The following is a 19,022-nucleotide window of genomic DNA, read 5'->3' on the forward strand; positions in this document are numbered from 1 at the left end:
ATGGTATCAGATATCTTGATTGTTGATGATGAAGCAGATATTCGTGAGCTTGTTGCTGGTATTTTAGATGATGAAGGTTATGAAACGCGTGTTGCTTGTAACTCTGATGAAGCATTGGCTCAAATTAGTGAGCGTATTCCAAAGCTCATTTTTTTGGATATTTGGCTACAGGGTAGTCGTCTCGATGGTTTAGCACTGCTTGATGAAATTAAAACACAATATCCGGCTCTTCCGGTTGTTATGATCTCTGGTCATGGTAATATTGAGACGGCTGTTTCCGCTATAAAGCGAGGGGCATATGATTTCATTGAAAAACCTTTTAAAGCTGATAGACTTGTATTGGTTGCAGAGAGAACACTTGAAAATTCAAATTTAAAACGTGAGCTTTTAGAATTGCGAAAGCGTTCGAACGAGACATTAGAGTTGCTCGGAAAATCGACAGTTATAAAAAATTTGCGTCAAATCATAGAAAAAGTAGCACCAACCAATAGTCGCATCATGATAACAGGTCCTTCAGGGGCAGGAAAAGAGACTGTTGCACGAGCTATTCATGCGCTCTCAACGCGTTCGAATGGGCCATTTGTTACAATAAATGCTGCAACGATTACTCCGGAAAGAATGGAAATAGAGCTGTTTGGCAGCGAAATGGAGGGAAGAGAGCGTAAAATTGGTGCCTTAGAGGAAGCTCATGGCGGTATCTTATATCTTGATGAAATTGCTGACATGCCGCGTGAGACTCAAGGGAAGATTCTTCGGGTTTTAACGGGGCAAACATTTGAGAGAATTGGCGGCACAAAACGTGTTAAGGTGGATGTCCGTATCATTTCTTCGACAGCGCAAAATCTTGAAAACCTCATTTCTGATGGGCGCTTTAGGGAGGATCTTTTTCACCGTCTTTCCGTTGTTCCTATTGTTGTTCCGCCCCTTTCAGCGCGTCGTGAAGATATTCCAGAACTTGTACATCATTTTGTAAAAACAATATCACAGCAGGTTGGGATTAAACCGCGTGCAATCAGTGATGATGTGATTGCTATTTTGCAAACGCACGCTTGGCCGGGTAATGTGCGGCAATTACGTAATAATATTGAGCGTCTTCTTATTCTTGTGCGGGATGGTGATGGTCCTATAACAGCGGACTTTCTTCCCAGTGAAGTAAGTGATTCTTTGCCACGTCTTCAAATGGATTCAGATGAAAGTATAATGGATTTGCCGTTACGTGAAGCTCGAGAATTATTTGAAAAGAGATATTTAGTGGCGCAGATTGGGCGTTTGGGTGGAAATATATCACGTACTGCTGAATTTATAGGCATGGAGCGTTCAGCTTTGCACCGTAAACTTAAAGCGCTTGGAGTTTCTTAAAGCGATGCGTATTATTATTTGTGGAGCAGGACAGGTTGGTTATGGGATAGCAGAGCGTCTTGCTGCTGAAAATCACGATGTTACTGTTATTGATATTGAAACGAGATTAATTGAAAAGATTCGCGATACATTGGATGTGAGAGGTTTTGTTGGTCACGGTTCACGGCCTGAAGTTCTTTTGGCTGCAGATGCAGACAAAGCTGATATGTTGATTGCTGTCACTTTGTTTGATGAAGTTAATATGGTAGCTTGCCAAGTAGCACATTCATTATTTAATGTGCCCACAAAAATTGCTCGTATTCGCTCACAATCTTATTTAGAACCACGTTATAAGACGCTTTTTTCCAGAGAGAATATTCCCATTGATGTGGTTATTTCGCCAGAAGTTGAAGTTGGGGAAATGGTTTTGCGCCGTATTGCTTTACCTGGTGCAATAGATGTTCTTTATTTTTGTAATGATGATATTGTGGCACTAGCTTTGGAATGCATGGAAGATTGTCCCGTTATTAATACACCTTTGCGTCAATTAACAGAGCTTTTTCCAGATCTTCATACGACGGTTACTGCTATTAAACGTGGCGCGGAATTATTGGTTGCACATTCAGAAACGCAATTACGCGTTGGTGATATAACCTATCTTGTTGTTTCTCGTGAACAGATGCGTCGTGCTGTTGGGCTTTTTGGTCATAAAGAACAAGATGCCCACCGCATGATTATTGCAGGGGGTGGTCACATTGGCCTTTATGTTGCACAGGCTATTGAAAAGCGTTTTCATAAATTAAAATTGAAGATTATAGAAGCGCATAGAGAAAGAGCCCTCACAATTGCTGATCAGCTTGAAAAAACAACAGTTTTATACGGTAACGTGTTAGATCCAGTGATTCTTCAAGATGCGGGAATTGATCAGTCCGATTTAATGATTACATTGACCAATCAAGATCAGGTTAATCTCTTAAGCGCTATTATTGCTAAAAGATTGGGCTGCAAAGCCAATATGGTATTGATTAATAATGTTGCCTATCAAGAATTTAGTCGTGCTGTTGGTGTGGATGCATATCTTAATCCCCATAGTGTTACAATATCGAGAATTTTGCAACAAATGCGCCGTGGGCGTATTCGTTCTGTTCATTCAGTTTTTAATGGCCGAGCAGAAATTATTGAAGCTGAAGTGATGCAAACATCTTCACTGGTTGGTAAGTCATTATCAGAGCTCAATTTATCAGATGGTTTGAGAATTGGTGCAATTTATCGCAATAAGACAATAATACAGCTTTCGGCAGATACGCGTATTTTGTCTGGTGATAGAATAGTGATTTTTGCTCTTGCTGATAGGGTTCGTGATGTTGAACAACTCTTTCGCGTAAGTTTAGAATATTTTTGATGTATTATCTATGGATATTTGTACTTTTTGGTATAGTGGACAATTAAGATTGGTAGATAGGCTTTGTTTGTCTTCAATGGTTAAAACTGGACAGCGCGTTAAGCTTTTTAGTTATGATAAAAAAATAGATAATCTCCCTGCTGGTGTTGAGCTGTATGAAGCCGAATCAATTTTACCACGCTCAGCAATTTATCGCCTTGATCCCGATTTTTCTGATGATAAACTAGGGTGTACAATTGTTCAGTTCTCGGATTTTTTTCGTGTTATGCTGATGAAATATCAACAAGGTGTTTGGTTAGATACAGATGTTTACCTTGTTAAACAATTTCATCCAGATGCGGATAAGGTTTGGTTGGCAAGAGAAAATAATACAAGAGTAGGCGTTTCTGCACTTTATTTTCCGCCCAATAACCCTATTATAAAAATATTTGAGGATTATTGGGCAGGTGCAGAAATTATTCCTCATTGGCTTGGGTTTAAGCGTCGTGTTTGGAGACCGTTCTGGTTAAAGAGGAAAAAAATGCCGATTTTACCGGGAAATCTTGGCGTTACAATATTTGGCAATGATGGTATTTCACGATTAGCAAAACGATATGGTTTTTTTCATGAAGCAAAGGAAAAGGAAACTTTTTATTATTGGACTGGGCGAAAAACTGAACGTATTTTTGAACCAGCTTTTGGCGTAAAGCCGCTTACAGATTCACGCTTGATAGGTTTTCATATTCACAGAAAGACAAAGACTACGAAAAGACCTCAGGAAGGAAGTTTTTACCATTGGGCGGTATCTCGCATTCCGGATGTTCATCATTTGTTTAGGTAGAGTTATTATTGCTATTTTAACTATTGAGATTTTAATCTATCTTATACAATCTCTTGATTGTAGCTTGCACAAGAGAGTAATGTTAACATATGGACAAAAACATTGAATGTGTAAAGAGCGGTTGTTATATGAACGGAAAGTAAAAATATGAGTGATCCAATGAAAACAGCATTAAGCCTTGTTCCTATGGTTATTGAACAAACAAATCGTGGTGAACGGGCCTATGATATTTTTTCCCGTCTTTTAAAGGAACGGATTATTTTTATTAATGGACCTGTTGAAGATGGTATGGCAATGCTTGTTTGTGCACAATTGCTTTTTTTGGAAGCGGAAAATCCTAAAAAAGAAATTAGTCTTTATATTAATTCTCCAGGTGGTGTTGTAACATCTGGTATGGCTATTTATGATACTATGCAGTTTATTCGCCCTCCTGTTTCTACGCTTTGCATGGGGCAAGCGGCATCTATGGGGTCTTTATTATTAACGGCTGGAGCAAAAGGTCATCGTTTTACATTGCCAAACGCACGTATTATGGTGCATCAACCATCTGGTGGTTTTCAAGGTCAAGCTTCAGATATTGAGCGACATGCGCAAGATATTATAAAGATGAAACGGCGTTTAAATGAAATTTATGTTCAACATACGAGTCAAGATTATGAGATTATAGAGAGAACTCTCGATCGCGATCATTTTATGACAGCAGAAGAAGCCAAAGCGTTTGGCTTAGTTGATGATGTTATACAATACCGTGCAGAAACTGAAAAAGAAGAAAAAGATTAAGAGTTTTTATAGAAAAAATAGCTACTTTAAATCAAAGAGTTTTATAAAAAATATCGCAAAATAAGAGAAACACCTAAAAGTATTGAGACATGCATGGTTTTCTATATGTCTTTTAGTTTTCATGATGAAAAGCTTCCTTTGAAAAGGCAAAGTGTTCATATATTGTGGTGAAAGGAAAGAAAAATGAGCAAAATTAGCAATAGCGGGAACGAATCAAAAAATACTCTCTATTGCTCGTTCTGCGGCAAGAGTCAGCATGAGGTGCGTAAGCTCATTGCGGGGCCTACTGTATTTATCTGTGATGAATGTGTAGAGCTTTGCATGGATATTATTCGGGAAGAAAATAAGTCTTCTGGGGTTAAGGTGCGTGATGGTGTTCCTACGCCACAGGAAATTATAACAGTTCTTGATGACTATGTTATTGGTCAGCAGCATGCAAAGCGTGTTCTTTCTGTTGCTGTTCATAATCATTATAAACGGTTGGCGCATCAGTCTAAAAGCAATGATATTGAGTTGGCTAAATCAAATATTCTTCTTGTTGGTCCAACGGGTTGTGGTAAAACTTATCTTGCACAAACATTAGCACGTATTATTGATGTGCCTTTTACGATGGCGGATGCGACCACTTTGACTGAAGCAGGTTATGTGGGGGAAGATGTTGAAAATATTATTCTTAAGCTCCTTCAAGCAGCAGATTATAATGTTGAACGTGCACAGCGTGGTATTGTTTATATCGATGAGGTTGATAAGATTTCTCGTAAAGCAGATAATCCTTCTATTACAAGAGATGTTTCGGGGGAAGGAGTTCAGCAAGCGTTATTAAAAATTATGGAAGGAACGATTGCTTCTGTTCCTCCTCAAGGTGGACGTAAGCATCCGCAACAAGAGTTTCTTCAGGTTGACACCACAAACATCTTATTCATTTGTGGGGGAGCTTTTGCAGGTTTAGAACGGATTATTTCAGGGCGTGGTGAAAAAACTTCTATTGGTTTTTCTGCAACCGTTAAGGCTCCTGATGAGCGTTGTGTCGGTGAAATTTTTCGTGATTTAGAGCCTGAAGATCTTATAAAATTTGGTTTAATACCAGAATTTATTGGACGCCTTCCTATAGTCGCTACCTTAGAGGATTTAGATGTTAACGCCCTCATGCAAATTTTATCACAACCTAAAAATGCGTTAGTAAAGCAATATCAGCGTCTTTTTGAAATGGAGAATGTCGAGTTAGCATTTCATGAAGATGCTTTACGTGTTATTGCAAAGAAAGCAATTGAACGTAAAACTGGTGCTCGTGGTTTACGTTCAATTATGGAGAAGATCCTTCTTGAGACGATGTTTGAGCTACCGGCTCTTGAAGGCGTTCAAAAAGTGGTTATTTCGAGTGATGTCGTTGATGGGAAAGCGCGTCCTCTTTATATTTACTCAGAACGTGCAGAAGATAAAGAAAATGTATCAGCATGACATTGTGCTATGCACAATATAAAAGGTGGTAATGAATGGTATTTGATGGGTGTTTCTAATAATATCATTATAATGCTTGATTTATCTATGAGTAATTACCACTTCATGTACAGTGAAGAGCTGAGGTTTTCTAAAGGTGGGCTGATTGTTGTAGATAGCTCATAGGCTCCAGAAAGGAGAGTTATGCAATATATTGATGAAAAGATAGATGAAGTAAGAGATGGGGTTTATGCTGTTTTACCTCTTCGTGATATTGTTGTCTTCCCCCATATGATTGTTCCACTTTTTGTGGGCCGCGAAAAATCAATTCGTGCTCTTGAAGAAACGATGGCGGTTGATAAGCAAATACTATTGGTGACACAAAAAAATGCTTCTGATGACGATCCAAAATCAGAGGATATTTATCATATTGGTACATTTGCTAATATTCTTCAACTTTTAAAGCTTCCTGATGGTACTGTAAAGGTTTTGGTTGAAGGAACTGCACGTGCAAAAATTAGTCAATTTGCTTTAAGTGAAGGTTATCATCAGGCTTTTGCAACTGTTACAGAAGAACCTAGAGAGAGTGATGTTGAGATTGAAGCTCTTTCAAGGTCAGTGATTACTTATTTTGAAAACTATGTAAAGCTTAATAAAAAAATCTCTCCTGAAGTTGTGAATGCGATTGGCCAGCTTGATAATCCTTCTAAGCTTGCCGATACGATTGCTTCTCATTTGATGATTAAACTTGCAGAAAAACAGGAAATATTAGAGCTCTTACCTGTGCGGGCCCGTCTTGAACGTGTTTTGTCCTTCATGGAAGGAGAAATTTCTGTTTTGCAGGTTGAAAAACGTATTCGTTCGCATGTTAAAAGGCAAATGGAAAAAAACCAACGAGAATATTATCTCAATGAGCAGATGAAGGCTATTCAAAAAGAGTTAGGAGCAGGTGATGATAGCCGAGATGAACTCTCTGAATTAGAAGAGCGTATCAAGAATACAAAACTATCCAAGGAAGCGCAGGAAAAAGCTGGAGCAGAATTGAGGAAATTACGGAATATGTCTCCGATGTCTGCAGAAGCGACAGTTGTACGTAACTATCTTGATTGGTTATTAGCAATGCCTTGGGGTAAAAAATCTAAGATTAAAAACAATTTAGATTTTGCTGAAAAGGTCATGAATAATGAACATTTTGGTCTTGAAAAAGTTAAGGAGCGAATTATTGAATATTTGGCCGTACAAAGTCGCGCGTCAAAGATAAAAGGTCCCATTATTTGTTTGTTAGGTCCTCCAGGTGTAGGGAAAACATCATTAGCGCGCTCTATTGCAAAGGCAACGGGACGTGAGTATGTTCGTATCTCATTGGGAGGTGTCCGAGATGAAGCAGAAATTCGTGGACATCGCCGAACATATATTGGCTCGATGCCTGGAAAAATTATCCAGTCTATGAAAAAAGCAAAAAAATCTAATCCGCTTTTCTTGCTTGATGAAATTGATAAAATGGGCCAAGATTTTCGTGGCGATCCTTCATCCGCTTTATTAGAAGTTCTTGATCCTGAACAAAATGGTACATTCATTGATCACTATTTGGAAGTTGAATATGATCTTTCTGATGTCATGTTTATCACAACTGCCAATACGCTTAATATTCCAGGTCCGTTAATGGATCGTATGGAAATTATTCGTATCGCTGGTTATACTGAATGTGAGAAAATGGAAATTGTTAAACAGCATCTTTTACCAAAGGCACTAAAAGATCACTGTTTGTCTAAAAAAGAACTCAGTATTTCTGATGGAGCACTAAGGTCAATTATTCAGTTTTATACACGTGAGGCAGGCGTTCGTAACCTTGAACGTGAACTCATGAAAATTTCCCGCAAATCCGTTACAAAAATTCTCAAAACACATCAAAAATCTGTAAAAGTTACAGAAAGTAATATTCATGATTTCTTGGGTGTTAAACGTTATCATTACAATCAGATTGAAGGAGAAAATCAAGTTGGTGTTGTAACAGGTCTTGCGTGGACAGAAGTCGGTGGAGAGTTATTGACCATTGAAGGAGTTATGATGCCCGGCAAAGGGAAGATGACTGTAACTGGAAATTTACGTGATATTATGAAAGAGTCCATTTCAGCGGCAGCATCTTATGTACGTTCTCGTGCTGTTGATTTTGGTATTGAACCTCCACTTTTTGAAAAACGCGATATCCATGTTCATGTTCCAGAGGGTGCGACACCAAAAGATGGCCCATCGGCTGGGATTGCAATGGTGACAGCAATTGTTTCGGTCCTTACAGGAGTAGCTGTGCATAAAGATATTGCAATGACTGGTGAAATTACTTTACGTGGACGCGTTTTACCCATTGGTGGATTAAAAGAAAAACTCTTAGCAGCTCTTCGAGGAGGGATAAAAAAAGTACTTATTCCTGAAGAAAATGCAAAAGATTTGGTTGATATTCCTGATGATGTCAAAAATAATATGGAAATTATTCCGGTAAATCATGTGAGTGAAGTTTTGAAACACGCTTTGGTTCGTTTTCCAGATACTATTGAATGGAAAGAGCCCTCTGCAGGGGCTGTGCCAATCCGGTCAGAGAGCAGTGATAGTGAAGGAATACAGATTGCGCACTGATTCACTTATCTCATTTATAACGGCATTTTTTAGGTGGTAGAAGGTGTTGTTGAGGTTATTATTCTGTTTTTTGTTGGAAAAAGTGAAAAATTCCGTGAATAACTGTGATTATTGCTAAAAAAACAATGTTTTGGATAAAAATAAGACTTCTGTTTGCTGTACTTTTCAATAAACTGACCAATAACATGATTAAGTCATGTTCAGGTAATATAGGGAAAGGAAATATTTTATGAATAAAAGTGAATTCGTTAGCTCCGTTGCTGAAAAGGCAGGTGTTTCGAAAGCGCAAGCTGGTGCTGTTGTTGATGCTTTTATGGCTTCTGTAACAGAAGCTTTGGCTTCAGGGGGGGATGTTCGTCTTCCAGGTTTTGGCACTTTTGAAGTTTCTCATCGTGCTGCAACAAAGGGGCGTAATCCTTCAACTGGTGCTGAAATCGATATTCCAGCACGTTCTGTACCCAAATTTTCTGCAGGAAAAAGCCTTAAAGAAGCAGTTAATAAAAAATAATTTAAGCTACATTAAAAAAACCCGATTTATTTATAAGCGGGTTTTTTTTAACACATGTGTTATGCTTGTTTTTCACATAAAACTTTGAGATCCTTGCGATATTTTTATTTTCATGTATTGCTGGAAATATATTGTTTTTAGTCATTTTCAATGAAATATTGCACTGTTTTAATTGAGCGCGGGTATGGCTTATAAAATGTAATTATTAACTTTTATTACGCTGAAGTGTTACGGTATTTATTTCAAAACAAGATCCGTAAATAACATGAGGCGGAAAACTCTGTAAAGTCCATAAAAGTTATTATATATCACCATTTACGCTTAATAAAAGTGCATGTTGGTGCCACCGTGCTATCTATTTTCTCAGTTCCTATAATGTTGCGACTAGCCCCAGATATCTGAGACGAGTGCATAAGGGATAGTTTTATTCTTTTACTCTTATACGCCAACCTTTCTTGTGACGCACCAAGAGGATAATTTTATTGATTTATTATAAGATCCTGAAATAAAAAAATCTTTTGATATTCAGATTTGGTTTTTAATATTGGGATTTTTCTTGGCATTTGAGAGGGGAGAGATAGCTCCAGCTCTATCCTACAAATATTTTTTCCATATCTTTATTTCACTTGTGATATGCAAGCGAGTATTTTTCCTTCATCATACAAGAGTTAAAATAAGAGAACATCACAAATTTTGAGGGAGGAAGTTAAAAAACAGAAAAATTACTCTTATAAAATAATATACATTACGTAATATAAAAACTATTAATAAAGATAGTACAGTATTACTTGTGTATTTCCATTTATTTATTTTGATTATTCATAATATATTTATATAATTATTTTGTTTTTAGTCATTAAATCATATTAAATTATTGATAGTGGTAAAGTTTTTTTATAGCCAAAAGTTATTTTACAGCATCTACATAATTGAATAAATGATGAAACGTAGGGTAGTATTTATTGATTGGGGGAGACAGTCTTTAAAAGGCTTTAGAATGATTTTTTCACGAGAGTTATAAAGATCTATTCAGTAGGAGAGAGGCGAATCGTGTGTTTTTTATAAACAGGAGCTCTTTGATTCTTTATTTGCTAACCACTGAGTACAATCATTGAGAGCTCTCGCTGTTATGGCTTGTTTTTTTACTAATTTTTTTTCTTTACTTGGTAAGCGTTTTCCTGAATGTTTAATAGAAGCAATAGGTGGAAAGAGTCCGAAATTGATATTCATTGGCTGAAAAGATTGTGTTTCTGCTTTTTCATCTATGATGTGTCCCCCTGTAATATGATTCAAAAGGGCTCCGAATGCTGTAGTTTGTGGGGGTAGGCAAGGGGAAATATGATGATATTCGGCAGCAGCAAAACGTCCAGCAAGAAGCCCTATTGCCGCTGATTCTACATAACCTTCACATCCGGTAATTTGCCCTGCAAAGCGTAGTTGTTTTTTTTGTTTTAAACGAAGGGTTTGATCAAGAATAATTGGCGAGTTGAGGTAGGTATTGCGGTGAAGACCACCAAGACGCGCAAACTCTGCTTTTTCAAGACCGGGAATCATTCTAAAAATGCGAATTTGTTCACCATATTTCAATTTTGTCTGAAAGCCGACCATATTATAAAGCGTTCCAAGTTTATTATCTTGGCGTAATTGAACGACAGCATAGGGTTTAACTGTAGGGTTATGGGCATTAGTTAAGCCCATAGGTTTCATAGGACCATGTCTTAACGTTTCAAGTCCGCGCTCAGCCATAATTTCAATGGGGAGGCATCCATCAAAATAGGGCGTTTTTTCAAAGTCACGAAACTCTGTTTTTTCAGCATTTTTTAACGCTTCAACGAATGTTTCATATTGTTCTTTGTTGAGGGGACAATTAAGATAGTCTTTTCCTGTTCCCTCAGGACCAATTTTATCATAGCGAGACTGATACCAACAAATGTTGATATCAATACTGTCGGTATGGATAATAGGTGCAATTGCATCAAAAAAAGAAAGAGCTTTTATACCGGTTATTGCTTGTAATTTTTGAGCAAGTGCAGGCGATGTAAGGGGGCCTGTTGCAATGACAACATGTTTCCAAGCTTTAGGAATTTCTTGAACTTCTTCACGTTTGATTGTTATAAGAGGGTGGTTTTCAAGTGCTGTCGTAACGGTTTTTGAAAATCCATCACGGTCAACAGCAAGAGCACTACCTGCGGGAACTTTGTTGGTATCAGCAGCTTTCATAATTAACGATTTTGCTAATCGCATTTCAGCATGTAAAAGCCCTACGGCATTTGTTAATGAATCATCGCAACGAAACGAATTTGAACAAACCAGTTCTGCCAATTTATCGGTTTTATGGGCATCTGATTTTTTTTCGGGTCGCATTTCATGCAAAACAACAGAAATTCCTGACTGAGCGATTTGCCAGCTTGCTTCACACCCCGCAAGACCGCCACCGATGATATGAATTGGGATATCAAATGTCTTTAACATAATTGACTTTTAGCGTAAGCAGTTATGTATGAAAAGCATAGATTTTGTTTTTTTTAATATATTTGTTTGCTTTTTTTCTGTAATTAATGGTATAGAAACGCCGCTTGTATAAGGTTATTAGCTTGTAAGTTTGAGCGGATGTGGCGAAATTGGTAGACGCACCAGATTTAGGTTCTGGCGGGAGACCGTGGGGGTTCGAGTCCCTCCATCCGCACCAAAGCAATCCCTTAAGTGCTACGGATTTCTACGTGTCTGAAATTCCGCTTCATGGTAAATGTAACACTCGAAGTGTTAGAATGTAATGATTATTAGAGTGGGTTGATCCCTCTCCTTAGAAAAATGAAGGTGTTTAATGCAGGTTACCGAGACGCTTAATGAAGGACTGAAGCGCGAAATTAAGATCGTGGTTCCAGCGAAAGATTTAGAAGAAAAGTTGAATGAACGATTGGATGATACCAAGGGAAAAATCAAGCTTAATGGTTTTCGTCCCGGGAAAGTGCCTAGTGGGCATTTGCGAAAAATGTATGGTAAATCCTTTATGGCGGAGATTCTCAATGAGATACTCAGTGATGCACCCCGTTCTATTTTAGCGGACCGCAATGAACGTGCAGCGATGCAGCCAAAAATTGATATAGATGAAGATGAAAAAATTCTAGATGGCAAAGCTGATTTTACTTTTAGTTTAAAGTATGAAGTTTTACCAAAAATTGACATTAAAGATTTTGAACATATTACGGTTATCCGTGAAATTGCAATTATTCCTGAACAGGATATTGATGATCAAGTCAATCGCGTCCTTTCTTCTACGCGTAATTATTCTCTAAAAGAGGGGAATTCTGAAGAAGGTGATCGCATTACCATAGATTATCAAGGTAAGCTTGAAGGCGTTCCATTTGAAGGTGGGGCAGATAGTGATGCACAACTGATTCTTGGGTCAAAACAATTTATTCCTGGTTTTGAAGAGCAATTGGTTGGTGTGAAAGCTGGGGATGTAAAAACGATTTTTGTTAAATTTCCTGATAATTACAGTGCGGCACATTTGGCGGGACGGGAAGCAGAGTTTGACATTACTGTCAAAGCTGTCTTTAAACCAGATGAATTAAAAATTGATGATGAAGCAGCGCAAAAAGTTGGTTTAGAGTCTCTAGATCGCTTACGTGAGGTCGTTCGTGGGCAGATTGAAAGCCAATATGGTTCAGTGACACGTCAAAAAGTTAAGCGTCAAATTCTTGATGCTTTAGATGCTGATTATAATTTTGAGATTCCTGAAGAACTTTTAGAGGTTGAGTTTAACAATATATGGGCTCAGGTTAATGATGATTTGAAAAAGGCTGGGCGCAGTTTTGAAGATGAAGGTATTACAGAAGAAAAGGCACGTGAGGAATATCGTGTCCTTGCGCAGCGTCGTGTTCGTCTTGGTTTGGTGCTTTCTGAAATTGGAATGAAGGTTGGTGTTAAAGTTAGTGAGGATGAGCTAAAAGCAGCAGTTTTTGATCAGGTTCGCCAATATCCAGGACAAGAGAAAGAGATTATGGATTTTTTCCGTAAGACTCCGGAAGCTGTTGAAAATCTACGTGCTCCGATTTTTGAAGAAAAGGTCATTGATCATTTATTAGCACAGATAAAAGTCACAGATAAAGAAGTGACGGTTGAAGAGTTGATGAAAGAATATGACGAATTAGATGTCCCTGAAGAAAAGCCGGCAAAGAAAAAGTCTGCAGTGAAAGAAACGTCTACAGAGAAAAAACCCGCTAAGAAAAAGGCTCCTAAAAAAGCTTAATATTTATGCAAACAACACAAGCCCGATAAAATCGGGCTTGTGTTGTAAGATTTATATCCTAGGATTGCACTGAGAGAATGGTTTTAGATAAGCCATGAGTGAATTTTAAAATATTGGTAGTGGATTGGCAATGAGCATCATTGATACGCGTACTCCTGATTCTAAGCGTTTTATTTCTGGAGTTACAGGTGATTGGGAAGTCATCATTGGCATGGAAGTTCATGCGCAAATCATATCAAATTCGAAACTTTTTTCAGGAGCATCAACCAAATTTGGTGCAGAGCCGAACAATCATGTATCACTTATTGATGCAGCCATGCCAGGTATGTTGCCTGTTCTTAATCAAGAATGTGTTCGTCAAGCGGTTCGAACGGGGTTAGGATTAAAGGCGCATATTAATTTAAAATCTGTTTTTGATCGCAAAAACTATTTTTATCCAGATTTACCGCAGGGGTATCAGATTTCTCAATTTCGCTATCCCATTGTAGGAGAGGGAAAGATTATTATATCTGTTGGTCCAGATTCGAATGGCCAATTTGAGGATATTGAAGTGGGAATTGAGAGATTGCACCTTGAACAGGATGCTGGAAAATCGATGCACGATCAACATCCAACAATGTCTTTTGTAGATCTTAATCGTTCTGGTGTTGCTCTTATGGAAATTGTTTCCAAGCCTGATATGCGCTCATCAGATGAAGCTAAAGCCTATATGACAAAATTGCGTACGATTGTTCGTTATTTGGGCACTTGCGATGGCAATATGGATGAAGGTTCTATGCGTGCAGATGTCAATGTATCTGTTCGTCGTCCTAGTGAAGGTTTTGGAACGCGCTGTGAAATTAAAAACGTTAATTCTATTCGCTTTATTGGTCAAGCAATTGAATATGAAGCGCGTCGTCAGATCGCAATTTTAGAAGATGGAGGCGTCATAGATCAAGAGACTCGGCTTTTTGATGCCGCTAAAGGTGAAACGCGCTCTATGCGCTCAAAGGAAGAAGCGCATGACTATCGTTATTTTCCTGATCCTGATCTTTTACCATTAGAATTTGATCAAGCATTTGTGGATGCTTTGGCAGCGGACTTACCAGAATTGCCTGACGCTATAAAAGCACGTTTTGTTAAGGAAATGGGATTGACAGTGTATGATGCTTCCATTCTTGTGACAGAAAAGGCTATTGCTGATTATTTTGAAGAAGTAGCACGTGGGCGTGATGGAAAAATAGTTGCCAATTGGGTGATTAACGACCTTTTAGGGGCTTTAAATAAAGATAATCGTGAGATTGAAGAGTCACCAGTATCGCCAAATCAATTGGGAAGCATTATTGATCTTATAAAAGAAGGAGTTATTTCTGGAAAAATTGCCAAAGATCTTTTTGAGATTATTTGGAATGAGGGGGGAGATGCACGCCAAATTGTAGAAGAACGAAATATGAAGCAGGTAACGGATACAAAGGCTATTGAAAGAGCTGTTGATGAGATCGTTGCCAATAATTCTGATAAAGTTGCGCAAGCAAAGCACAAACCTGCTTTAGCTGGTTGGTTTGTTGGACAGGTAATGAAAGTAACAGGTGGTAAGGCAAATCCCCAAGCTGTTAATGAATTGGTTAAGATGAAACTTGGCATAGATTAAATTTTATGGGGTGGAGAAGAAGCCATACATATGATATCTTCTTGAAATTAAAGGATAGCACGTTAACCTATCAATTGGAATTGTAGTTGAATTTACTAGTAACTTTTTCGATAATTTCAATCGTTAATAATTTTATTCCAACGATTAATTTCATGAGCGCACTAAATGAATGGAATAGCAGATGGTTCGTTTTTTTAAGCAAATCTTCACATGGTGGAATGGCAATACCATTGGTACGCGTTTTTTCACATGGCGCAAAGGTAAGCGGATAGGGGAAGATCAATTTGGAAATATATATTATGAAGGAGGACTTCATAAGGATGGTTATCCGCACCGTTGGGTTATCTATAAAGACTATTCTGAGGCCTCTACTATTCCACCAGGTTGGCATGGCTGGATTCATCATCGCTGTGAGTGTCCACCAACACAAGAGGATTATCATCCTTATGAATGGGAAAAGCCTCATGTTGCAAATATGACAGGAACAAGTGAGGGCTATCGACCAAAGGGAGCTATCACCTCCAATGGAGAGCGTTCTTGTGTGCATGAAGATTATGATGCGTGGTCACCTAAAAAATAACATGTTTTAATGTGCGTGTGTATTTTTGTCTTATTTGACTCTATGTTATGAAAAGAATTATTTTTTAAGGTGCGATTGATTTTGATATGATGAGATTTTTTTTATTGTTAGGGGCGAGGCATTTTTTTTATATTTTTTTTATGGAAATTTTAGTGTTTTTATCCTTAAATAATGGGGTGCGGGCTGAGCGTATTAGCAATGGAATTGCTGTTTTTGCAGGTCTTGACAAAATCACGGGACGGACCACACGTTTTGAAGTTACTCTTGGTAAAATTTATCAGTACGGCGCATTACAGGTAACACCACGTGCGTGTTATACGAGCTCTAAAGATGAACCCACGCGTACAACTGGTTTTGTTGAAGTCAATGAAGTAACATTAGATAAAAAAATACGGCGTATTTTTACAGGATGGATGTTTGCAGATAGTCCTGGTTTGAACGCTGTTGAGCATCCTATTTATGATGTGTGGTTAAAGGATTGCAAGCAGAATTCTCAAGATCGTTCTCTTCAATAATTAGTGTGTTATCTATTTATAATACATTGATTTATAATGGTCCTTTATCATTTTACAACTTAATAGCAAATTCCTATGATTACCTCATTTAATTTTTTTTATATTGAATAATCCAAATTATTCTCTTGCGCGTTACAAGTGTCGGATGTGTCAATACGACTGTCTAAAAAAGGAATAAAAAATTCCGTCATGAACTGTTTAAATTCAAAGATGCATCATTAGAATCAACATATTTTTTCAGTGTTTCATAAGAGACAGTTCTTGAATTATATCTGTTAAAGGTTGAAATGAAAGGCTTGTTTATATTTGTTAAAGAGGTGAACTGACGCTTTTGCATGTATGAGGGAAACAGATTATCAAGTAAGTAATTCATCATGAAACACTAATTATTATATCTAGAGAACACTGTATTGGTATTTTTCTCATAGAGATGTCGTTTTTCGTTCAAAGCATAGAAGCAATGCAGGCCATATTAATGGAAAAATTGAGATTTAAGATTCTTTAAAGTTTATCAATCGAAGTATAGCTTGGTTAAAAAATGCAATAATCAATATATTTCTAGTAAGAAAATAATGTTTATATATTTTTATTATACACCACCTCATAAGTGAGTTTGTCTATTCGTAAGTTCTTGTATATTGCATGGTAACTTCACATTTAAGTAAGTAGGATACCACTAAGTTTGTAAATCATATTCTTGATATCCATGCTTTTTAAAATCTTTTGTATAAAATACACGTGTTTTCATATAGAGCTATTGAAAATTTAAAAAGGGGCTTCGAAGAGGCGTTGAAAAGATTCTGCATCACTGGGAATGGTATATTTATTTTGTATAAAAGAATAACCCATTTTCTAAAAAATACGAGATTTTATACAATGAAAGTTTCTAGTCACCAACATAATGATGTTTCCCGATTGCCAAAACAACCTAAAGAACCCTTATTGAATGTTCCATTTATTATAGTTGTTTTGATAGCATTTTGTTTTTGTCTTTATTGCATTTCTCAGTATTTTTTTTCTCATCATGTTTATGTTGAAAGTCTTGAGCTTTTTTCATTTATACCAGCATTGTTTAAGAGGGATCCTGTAGCATTTTGTTATACCATGGTGAGTTATTCATTTATGCATAGTAGTTTTAAACATGTTGCTCTTAATATGGTTTGGCTTTTGGTTTTCGGCTCTCCTTTAGCAAGGCATTTTGGTGTTTTACGTTTTTTAATTTTTTGGGTGTTAACGGCAGTTATTTCTGTTTTAACTTATTTTACATTTCATCAAGAAAGTACCATATCACTTATTGGGGCGTCAGGTGCCGTATCTGGAATGATGGGTGCTATTGCACGTTACGGTTTTCCTAGTGGTAATATAGCTGTCAATGCGCAGAACGAAAAACTTTTAGGACCTTTATTATCTGTCAAAAAAGCTCTGTGTTCTAAGGGGGTTCTTGTTTATATGAGTGTATGGCTGACGACTGATTTGATCATAGGTATTTCTTCTATTTTGTTTGAAGAAAATGGCATCTCAATAGCATGGGAAGCTCATATTGGCGGGTTTTTTGCGGGTTTTTTGTTGGTTGGTTTTTTTGATGTTTCACAAAAAATTAAAAACTAGAATCTAAGATATTGATGTGCCACATAAAGAGCTATTGTTGCTGCATTTGAAACATTTAATGATTTAATATTTCCAGGCATGTCAAGGCGTGTTAAAGCGCAAACGGTTTCGCGTGTTTTTTTACGTAAACCTTTACCTTCTGCTCCTAAAACAAGAGCAATTTTATTCCCTGTTAATGCTGTTTCTAGAGGTTGGTCACCTTCTGAATCGAGACCAAAGCTTGTAAAACCTGTTTGATGAAGTTCTTGAAGAGCTTCAGCAAGGTTTCGTACGGTAATATAATGAATCATCTCCAGAGCTCCAGATGCCGCTTTCGCAAGAACACCGCTTTCGTGGGGAGAGTGACGGCAAGTTGTAATAAGTGCTTTAGCTTTCAATGCAACTGCAGAGCGCATAATAGCGCCAACATTATGTGGATCGGTAATTTGATCCATGACAATGACCAGATCAGTATTGGTTAGTTCCGACAGTTTGCATGGTTTGAGGGGGAGAGTTTCCAAAACAATACCTTGATGAACAGCCTCACTTCCAACAAGCGAATCAAGATATTTGGGGGTGCATAATATAACAGAGCAAGGATAATCTGATTCGGATATATTTAATCGTTTTAAGGCATTTTGTGTAACGTAAAGACATTTTAAAATTCTTTTTGGGTTTTCTAAAGCAGCCTGAACAGAATGAATGCCATAAAGATGGATGATCTCTTGCTGTAAAGAAGCAGCTTTCTTCTTTGGGTGTGTAAAAGATCGAGAAGGAGAGCCTTTTGTATCGCGATATCGGCGACGCAAACGAGCATAATGAGAATTTTGTGATGTTTTTTCTTTCATAGCTTCTTTATAACGTGTTAATAAGAAAAATAGAGAGAAAAAATCTATGATTTAAAATTATGAGCAGGAAATTTGTACAGAATTGTATTTATTCTGTTGACAGATACAATAGTAATCGTCATAACCACTTCGCAATCAGATTGAATTGAATGGGTATTCAAGATGGTTGTCGTGATGTCTCATTGCGCGACTTTATCGGTGTAATGGAGGGGTGCCCGAGTGGTTAAAGGGGGCGGACTGTAAATCCGTTGCGTATGCTACGTTGGTTCGAATCCAACCCCCTCCACCATTCATCGAAGGAGAGTTAGTACGTGGGTCATGCGGGTATAGCTCAATGGTAGAGCAGCAGCCTTCCAAGCTGAATATGCGGGTTCGATTCCCGCTACCCGCTCCAAGTGGTTGTTGGTGATTGGGCAAATAGGTATGATGGAGGATATTCCATTTATAGATTTGGTGGGGTTTTCCGTCTAAGAGTTGTGGTGATTGGGCTGTTTACAGTCTGGTCAGACTTAAGTTTTGCAGAATTGTCCCTAGGTGCTAATAAAAATAGGGAATAAAACAAGAGATTAATAGCAATGGCGAAGAGCAAGTTTGAACGAACAAAACCGCATGTTAATATTGGTACGATTGGTCACGTTGATCATGGGAAGACCTCGTTGACAGCAGCGATTACGAAATATTTTGGTGAATTTAA

The 19,022-nt window shown here is 37.6% G+C and carries 15 protein-coding genes and 3 tRNA genes; 16 read left to right on the plus strand and 2 right to left on the minus strand.

Annotated elements, in window-relative coordinates:
- The 7 genes from ACFINW_RS02855 (at nt 1) to ACFINW_RS02885 (ending at nt 8,916) form a co-directional block, all read left to right on the plus strand.
- Nucleotides 1-1,359, plus strand: a complete 1,359-nt coding sequence (locus tag ACFINW_RS02855) for a sigma-54-dependent transcriptional regulator (RefSeq protein WP_375611278.1) — start codon at nt 1-3, stop codon at nt 1,357-1,359.
- Between the two features lie 4 nt (nt 1,360-1,363).
- Complete coding sequence (gene trkA / locus ACFINW_RS02860) at nt 1,364-2,740, plus strand: Trk system potassium transporter TrkA (RefSeq protein WP_375611279.1); 1,377 nt, start codon at nt 1,364-1,366, stop codon at nt 2,738-2,740.
- 10 nt (nt 2,741-2,750) lie between these two features.
- Entirely contained in the window at nt 2,751-3,560 is an 810-nt protein-coding gene (locus ACFINW_RS02865) for a hypothetical protein (RefSeq protein ID WP_375630199.1), read from the plus strand.
- Between the two features lie 147 nt (nt 3,561-3,707).
- A complete protein-coding gene (clpP, locus tag ACFINW_RS02870; RefSeq protein WP_375630200.1) occupies nt 3,708-4,340 on the plus strand; it encodes an ATP-dependent Clp endopeptidase proteolytic subunit ClpP in 633 nt (210 codons plus the stop codon).
- A 183-nt stretch (nt 4,341-4,523) separates the two neighbouring features.
- Complete coding sequence (clpX, locus tag ACFINW_RS02875) at nt 4,524-5,798, plus strand: ATP-dependent Clp protease ATP-binding subunit ClpX (protein ID WP_273723371.1); 1,275 nt, start codon at nt 4,524-4,526, stop codon at nt 5,796-5,798.
- A gap of 183 nt (nt 5,799-5,981) precedes the next feature.
- On the plus strand, nt 5,982-8,408 hold the full coding sequence (lon, locus tag ACFINW_RS02880) for an endopeptidase La (protein WP_375640064.1): 2,427 nt from the start codon (nt 5,982-5,984) through the stop codon (nt 8,406-8,408).
- Nucleotides 8,409-8,637: 229 nt separating this feature from the next.
- The gene (locus tag ACFINW_RS02885) at nt 8,638-8,916 is read left to right on the plus strand and encodes an HU family DNA-binding protein (RefSeq protein WP_375611283.1); all 279 of its coding nucleotides are present in this window, start codon (nt 8,638-8,640) and stop codon (nt 8,914-8,916) included.
- Between the two features lie 1,059 nt (nt 8,917-9,975).
- Here the strand turns inward: ACFINW_RS02885 and trmFO are convergent.
- Nucleotides 9,976-11,388: a methylenetetrahydrofolate--tRNA-(uracil(54)-C(5))-methyltransferase (FADH(2)-oxidizing) TrmFO gene (gene trmFO / locus ACFINW_RS02890; protein ID WP_375645457.1), complete on the minus strand. Its 1,413-nt coding sequence runs from the start codon at nt 11,386-11,388 to the stop codon at nt 9,976-9,978.
- 134 nt (nt 11,389-11,522) lie between these two features.
- Here trmFO and ACFINW_RS02895 point away from each other — a divergent pair.
- The 6 genes from ACFINW_RS02895 (at nt 11,523) to ACFINW_RS02920 (ending at nt 17,501) form a co-directional block, all read left to right on the plus strand.
- Nucleotides 11,523-11,605: transfer RNA gene (locus tag ACFINW_RS02895), tRNA-Leu, on the plus strand.
- 135 nt (nt 11,606-11,740) lie between these two features.
- Entirely contained in the window at nt 11,741-13,168 is a 1,428-nt protein-coding gene (gene tig / locus ACFINW_RS02900) for a trigger factor (RefSeq protein ID WP_375620772.1), read from the plus strand.
- Between the two features lie 130 nt (nt 13,169-13,298).
- Nucleotides 13,299-14,798: an Asp-tRNA(Asn)/Glu-tRNA(Gln) amidotransferase subunit GatB gene (gene gatB, locus ACFINW_RS02905; RefSeq protein WP_375673770.1), complete on the plus strand. Its 1,500-nt coding sequence runs from the start codon at nt 13,299-13,301 to the stop codon at nt 14,796-14,798.
- Nucleotides 14,799-14,979: 181 nt separating this feature from the next.
- Nucleotides 14,980-15,378 carry an NADH:ubiquinone oxidoreductase subunit NDUFA12 gene (locus ACFINW_RS02910; RefSeq protein WP_375620774.1) on the plus strand — a complete coding sequence of 133 codons (399 nt, stop codon included), beginning with the start codon at nt 14,980-14,982 and terminating at the stop codon, nt 15,376-15,378.
- An 89-nt stretch (nt 15,379-15,467) separates the two neighbouring features.
- Entirely contained in the window at nt 15,468-15,893 is a 426-nt protein-coding gene (locus ACFINW_RS02915) for a DUF2155 domain-containing protein (RefSeq protein ID WP_375620815.1), read from the plus strand.
- 876 nt (nt 15,894-16,769) lie between these two features.
- Nucleotides 16,770-17,501 (plus strand): rhomboid family intramembrane serine protease, encoded by a 732-nt coding sequence (locus ACFINW_RS02920; protein ID WP_375630205.1) that lies wholly within the window; start codon nt 16,770-16,772, stop codon nt 17,499-17,501.
- Here the strand turns inward: ACFINW_RS02920 and ACFINW_RS02925 are convergent.
- Nucleotides 17,498-18,328, minus strand: coding sequence for a TrmH family RNA methyltransferase (locus tag ACFINW_RS02925; RefSeq protein ID WP_375620776.1), 831 nt, complete (start codon nt 18,326-18,328; stop codon nt 17,498-17,500). The two genes, ACFINW_RS02920 and ACFINW_RS02925, sit on opposite strands and share 4 nt — an antisense overlap.
- Nucleotides 18,329-18,533: 205 nt before the next feature.
- Between ACFINW_RS02925 and ACFINW_RS02930 the strand changes: the two genes are divergently transcribed.
- The 3 genes from ACFINW_RS02930 to ACFINW_RS02940 form a co-directional block, all read left to right on the plus strand.
- Nucleotides 18,534-18,617: transfer RNA gene (locus tag ACFINW_RS02930), tRNA-Tyr, on the plus strand.
- A gap of 31 nt (nt 18,618-18,648) precedes the next feature.
- A tRNA-Gly gene (locus tag ACFINW_RS02935) sits at nt 18,649-18,722 on the plus strand.
- 181 nt (nt 18,723-18,903) lie between these two features.
- A partial coding sequence (locus tag ACFINW_RS02940) for a GTP-binding protein (RefSeq protein WP_375640331.1) occupies nt 18,904-19,022 on the plus strand: 119 nt, incomplete at its 3' end.

Source organism: Bartonella sp. AA18HLJMS, from assembly GCF_042197245.1.
In the GTDB taxonomy this organism is placed as follows: Bacteria; Pseudomonadota; Alphaproteobacteria; order Rhizobiales; family Rhizobiaceae; genus Bartonella.

What these genes read in the sequence shown, in the direction of transcription:
- ACFINW_RS02855 (WP_375611278.1), top strand. Translation starts at nt 1, where the DNA reads ATGGTATCAGATATCTTGATTGTTGATGATGAAGCAGATATTCGTGAG.
- trkA (WP_375611279.1), top strand. Translation starts at nt 1,364, where the DNA reads ATGCGTATTATTATTTGTGGAGCAGGACAGGTTGGTTATGGGATAGCA.
- ACFINW_RS02865 (WP_375630199.1), top strand. Translation starts at nt 2,751, where the DNA reads ATGGATATTTGTACTTTTTGGTATAGTGGACAATTAAGATTGGTAGAT.
- clpP (WP_375630200.1), top strand. Translation starts at nt 3,708, where the DNA reads ATGAGTGATCCAATGAAAACAGCATTAAGCCTTGTTCCTATGGTTATT.
- clpX (WP_273723371.1), top strand. Translation starts at nt 4,524, where the DNA reads ATGAGCAAAATTAGCAATAGCGGGAACGAATCAAAAAATACTCTCTAT.
- lon (WP_375640064.1), top strand. Translation starts at nt 5,982, where the DNA reads ATGCAATATATTGATGAAAAGATAGATGAAGTAAGAGATGGGGTTTAT.
- ACFINW_RS02885 (WP_375611283.1), top strand. Translation starts at nt 8,638, where the DNA reads ATGAATAAAAGTGAATTCGTTAGCTCCGTTGCTGAAAAGGCAGGTGTT.
- trmFO (WP_375645457.1), bottom strand. Translation starts at nt 11,388, where the DNA reads ATGTTAAAGACATTTGATATCCCAATTCATATCATCGGTGGCGGTCTT.
- tig (WP_375620772.1), top strand. Translation starts at nt 11,741, where the DNA reads ATGCAGGTTACCGAGACGCTTAATGAAGGACTGAAGCGCGAAATTAAG.
- gatB (WP_375673770.1), top strand. Translation starts at nt 13,299, where the DNA reads ATGAGCATCATTGATACGCGTACTCCTGATTCTAAGCGTTTTATTTCT.
- ACFINW_RS02910 (WP_375620774.1), top strand. Translation starts at nt 14,980, where the DNA reads ATGGTTCGTTTTTTTAAGCAAATCTTCACATGGTGGAATGGCAATACC.
- ACFINW_RS02915 (WP_375620815.1), top strand. Translation starts at nt 15,468, where the DNA reads ATGAGATTTTTTTTATTGTTAGGGGCGAGGCATTTTTTTTATATTTTT.
- ACFINW_RS02920 (WP_375630205.1), top strand. Translation starts at nt 16,770, where the DNA reads ATGAAAGTTTCTAGTCACCAACATAATGATGTTTCCCGATTGCCAAAA.
- ACFINW_RS02925 (WP_375620776.1), bottom strand. Translation starts at nt 18,328, where the DNA reads ATGAAAGAAAAAACATCACAAAATTCTCATTATGCTCGTTTGCGTCGC.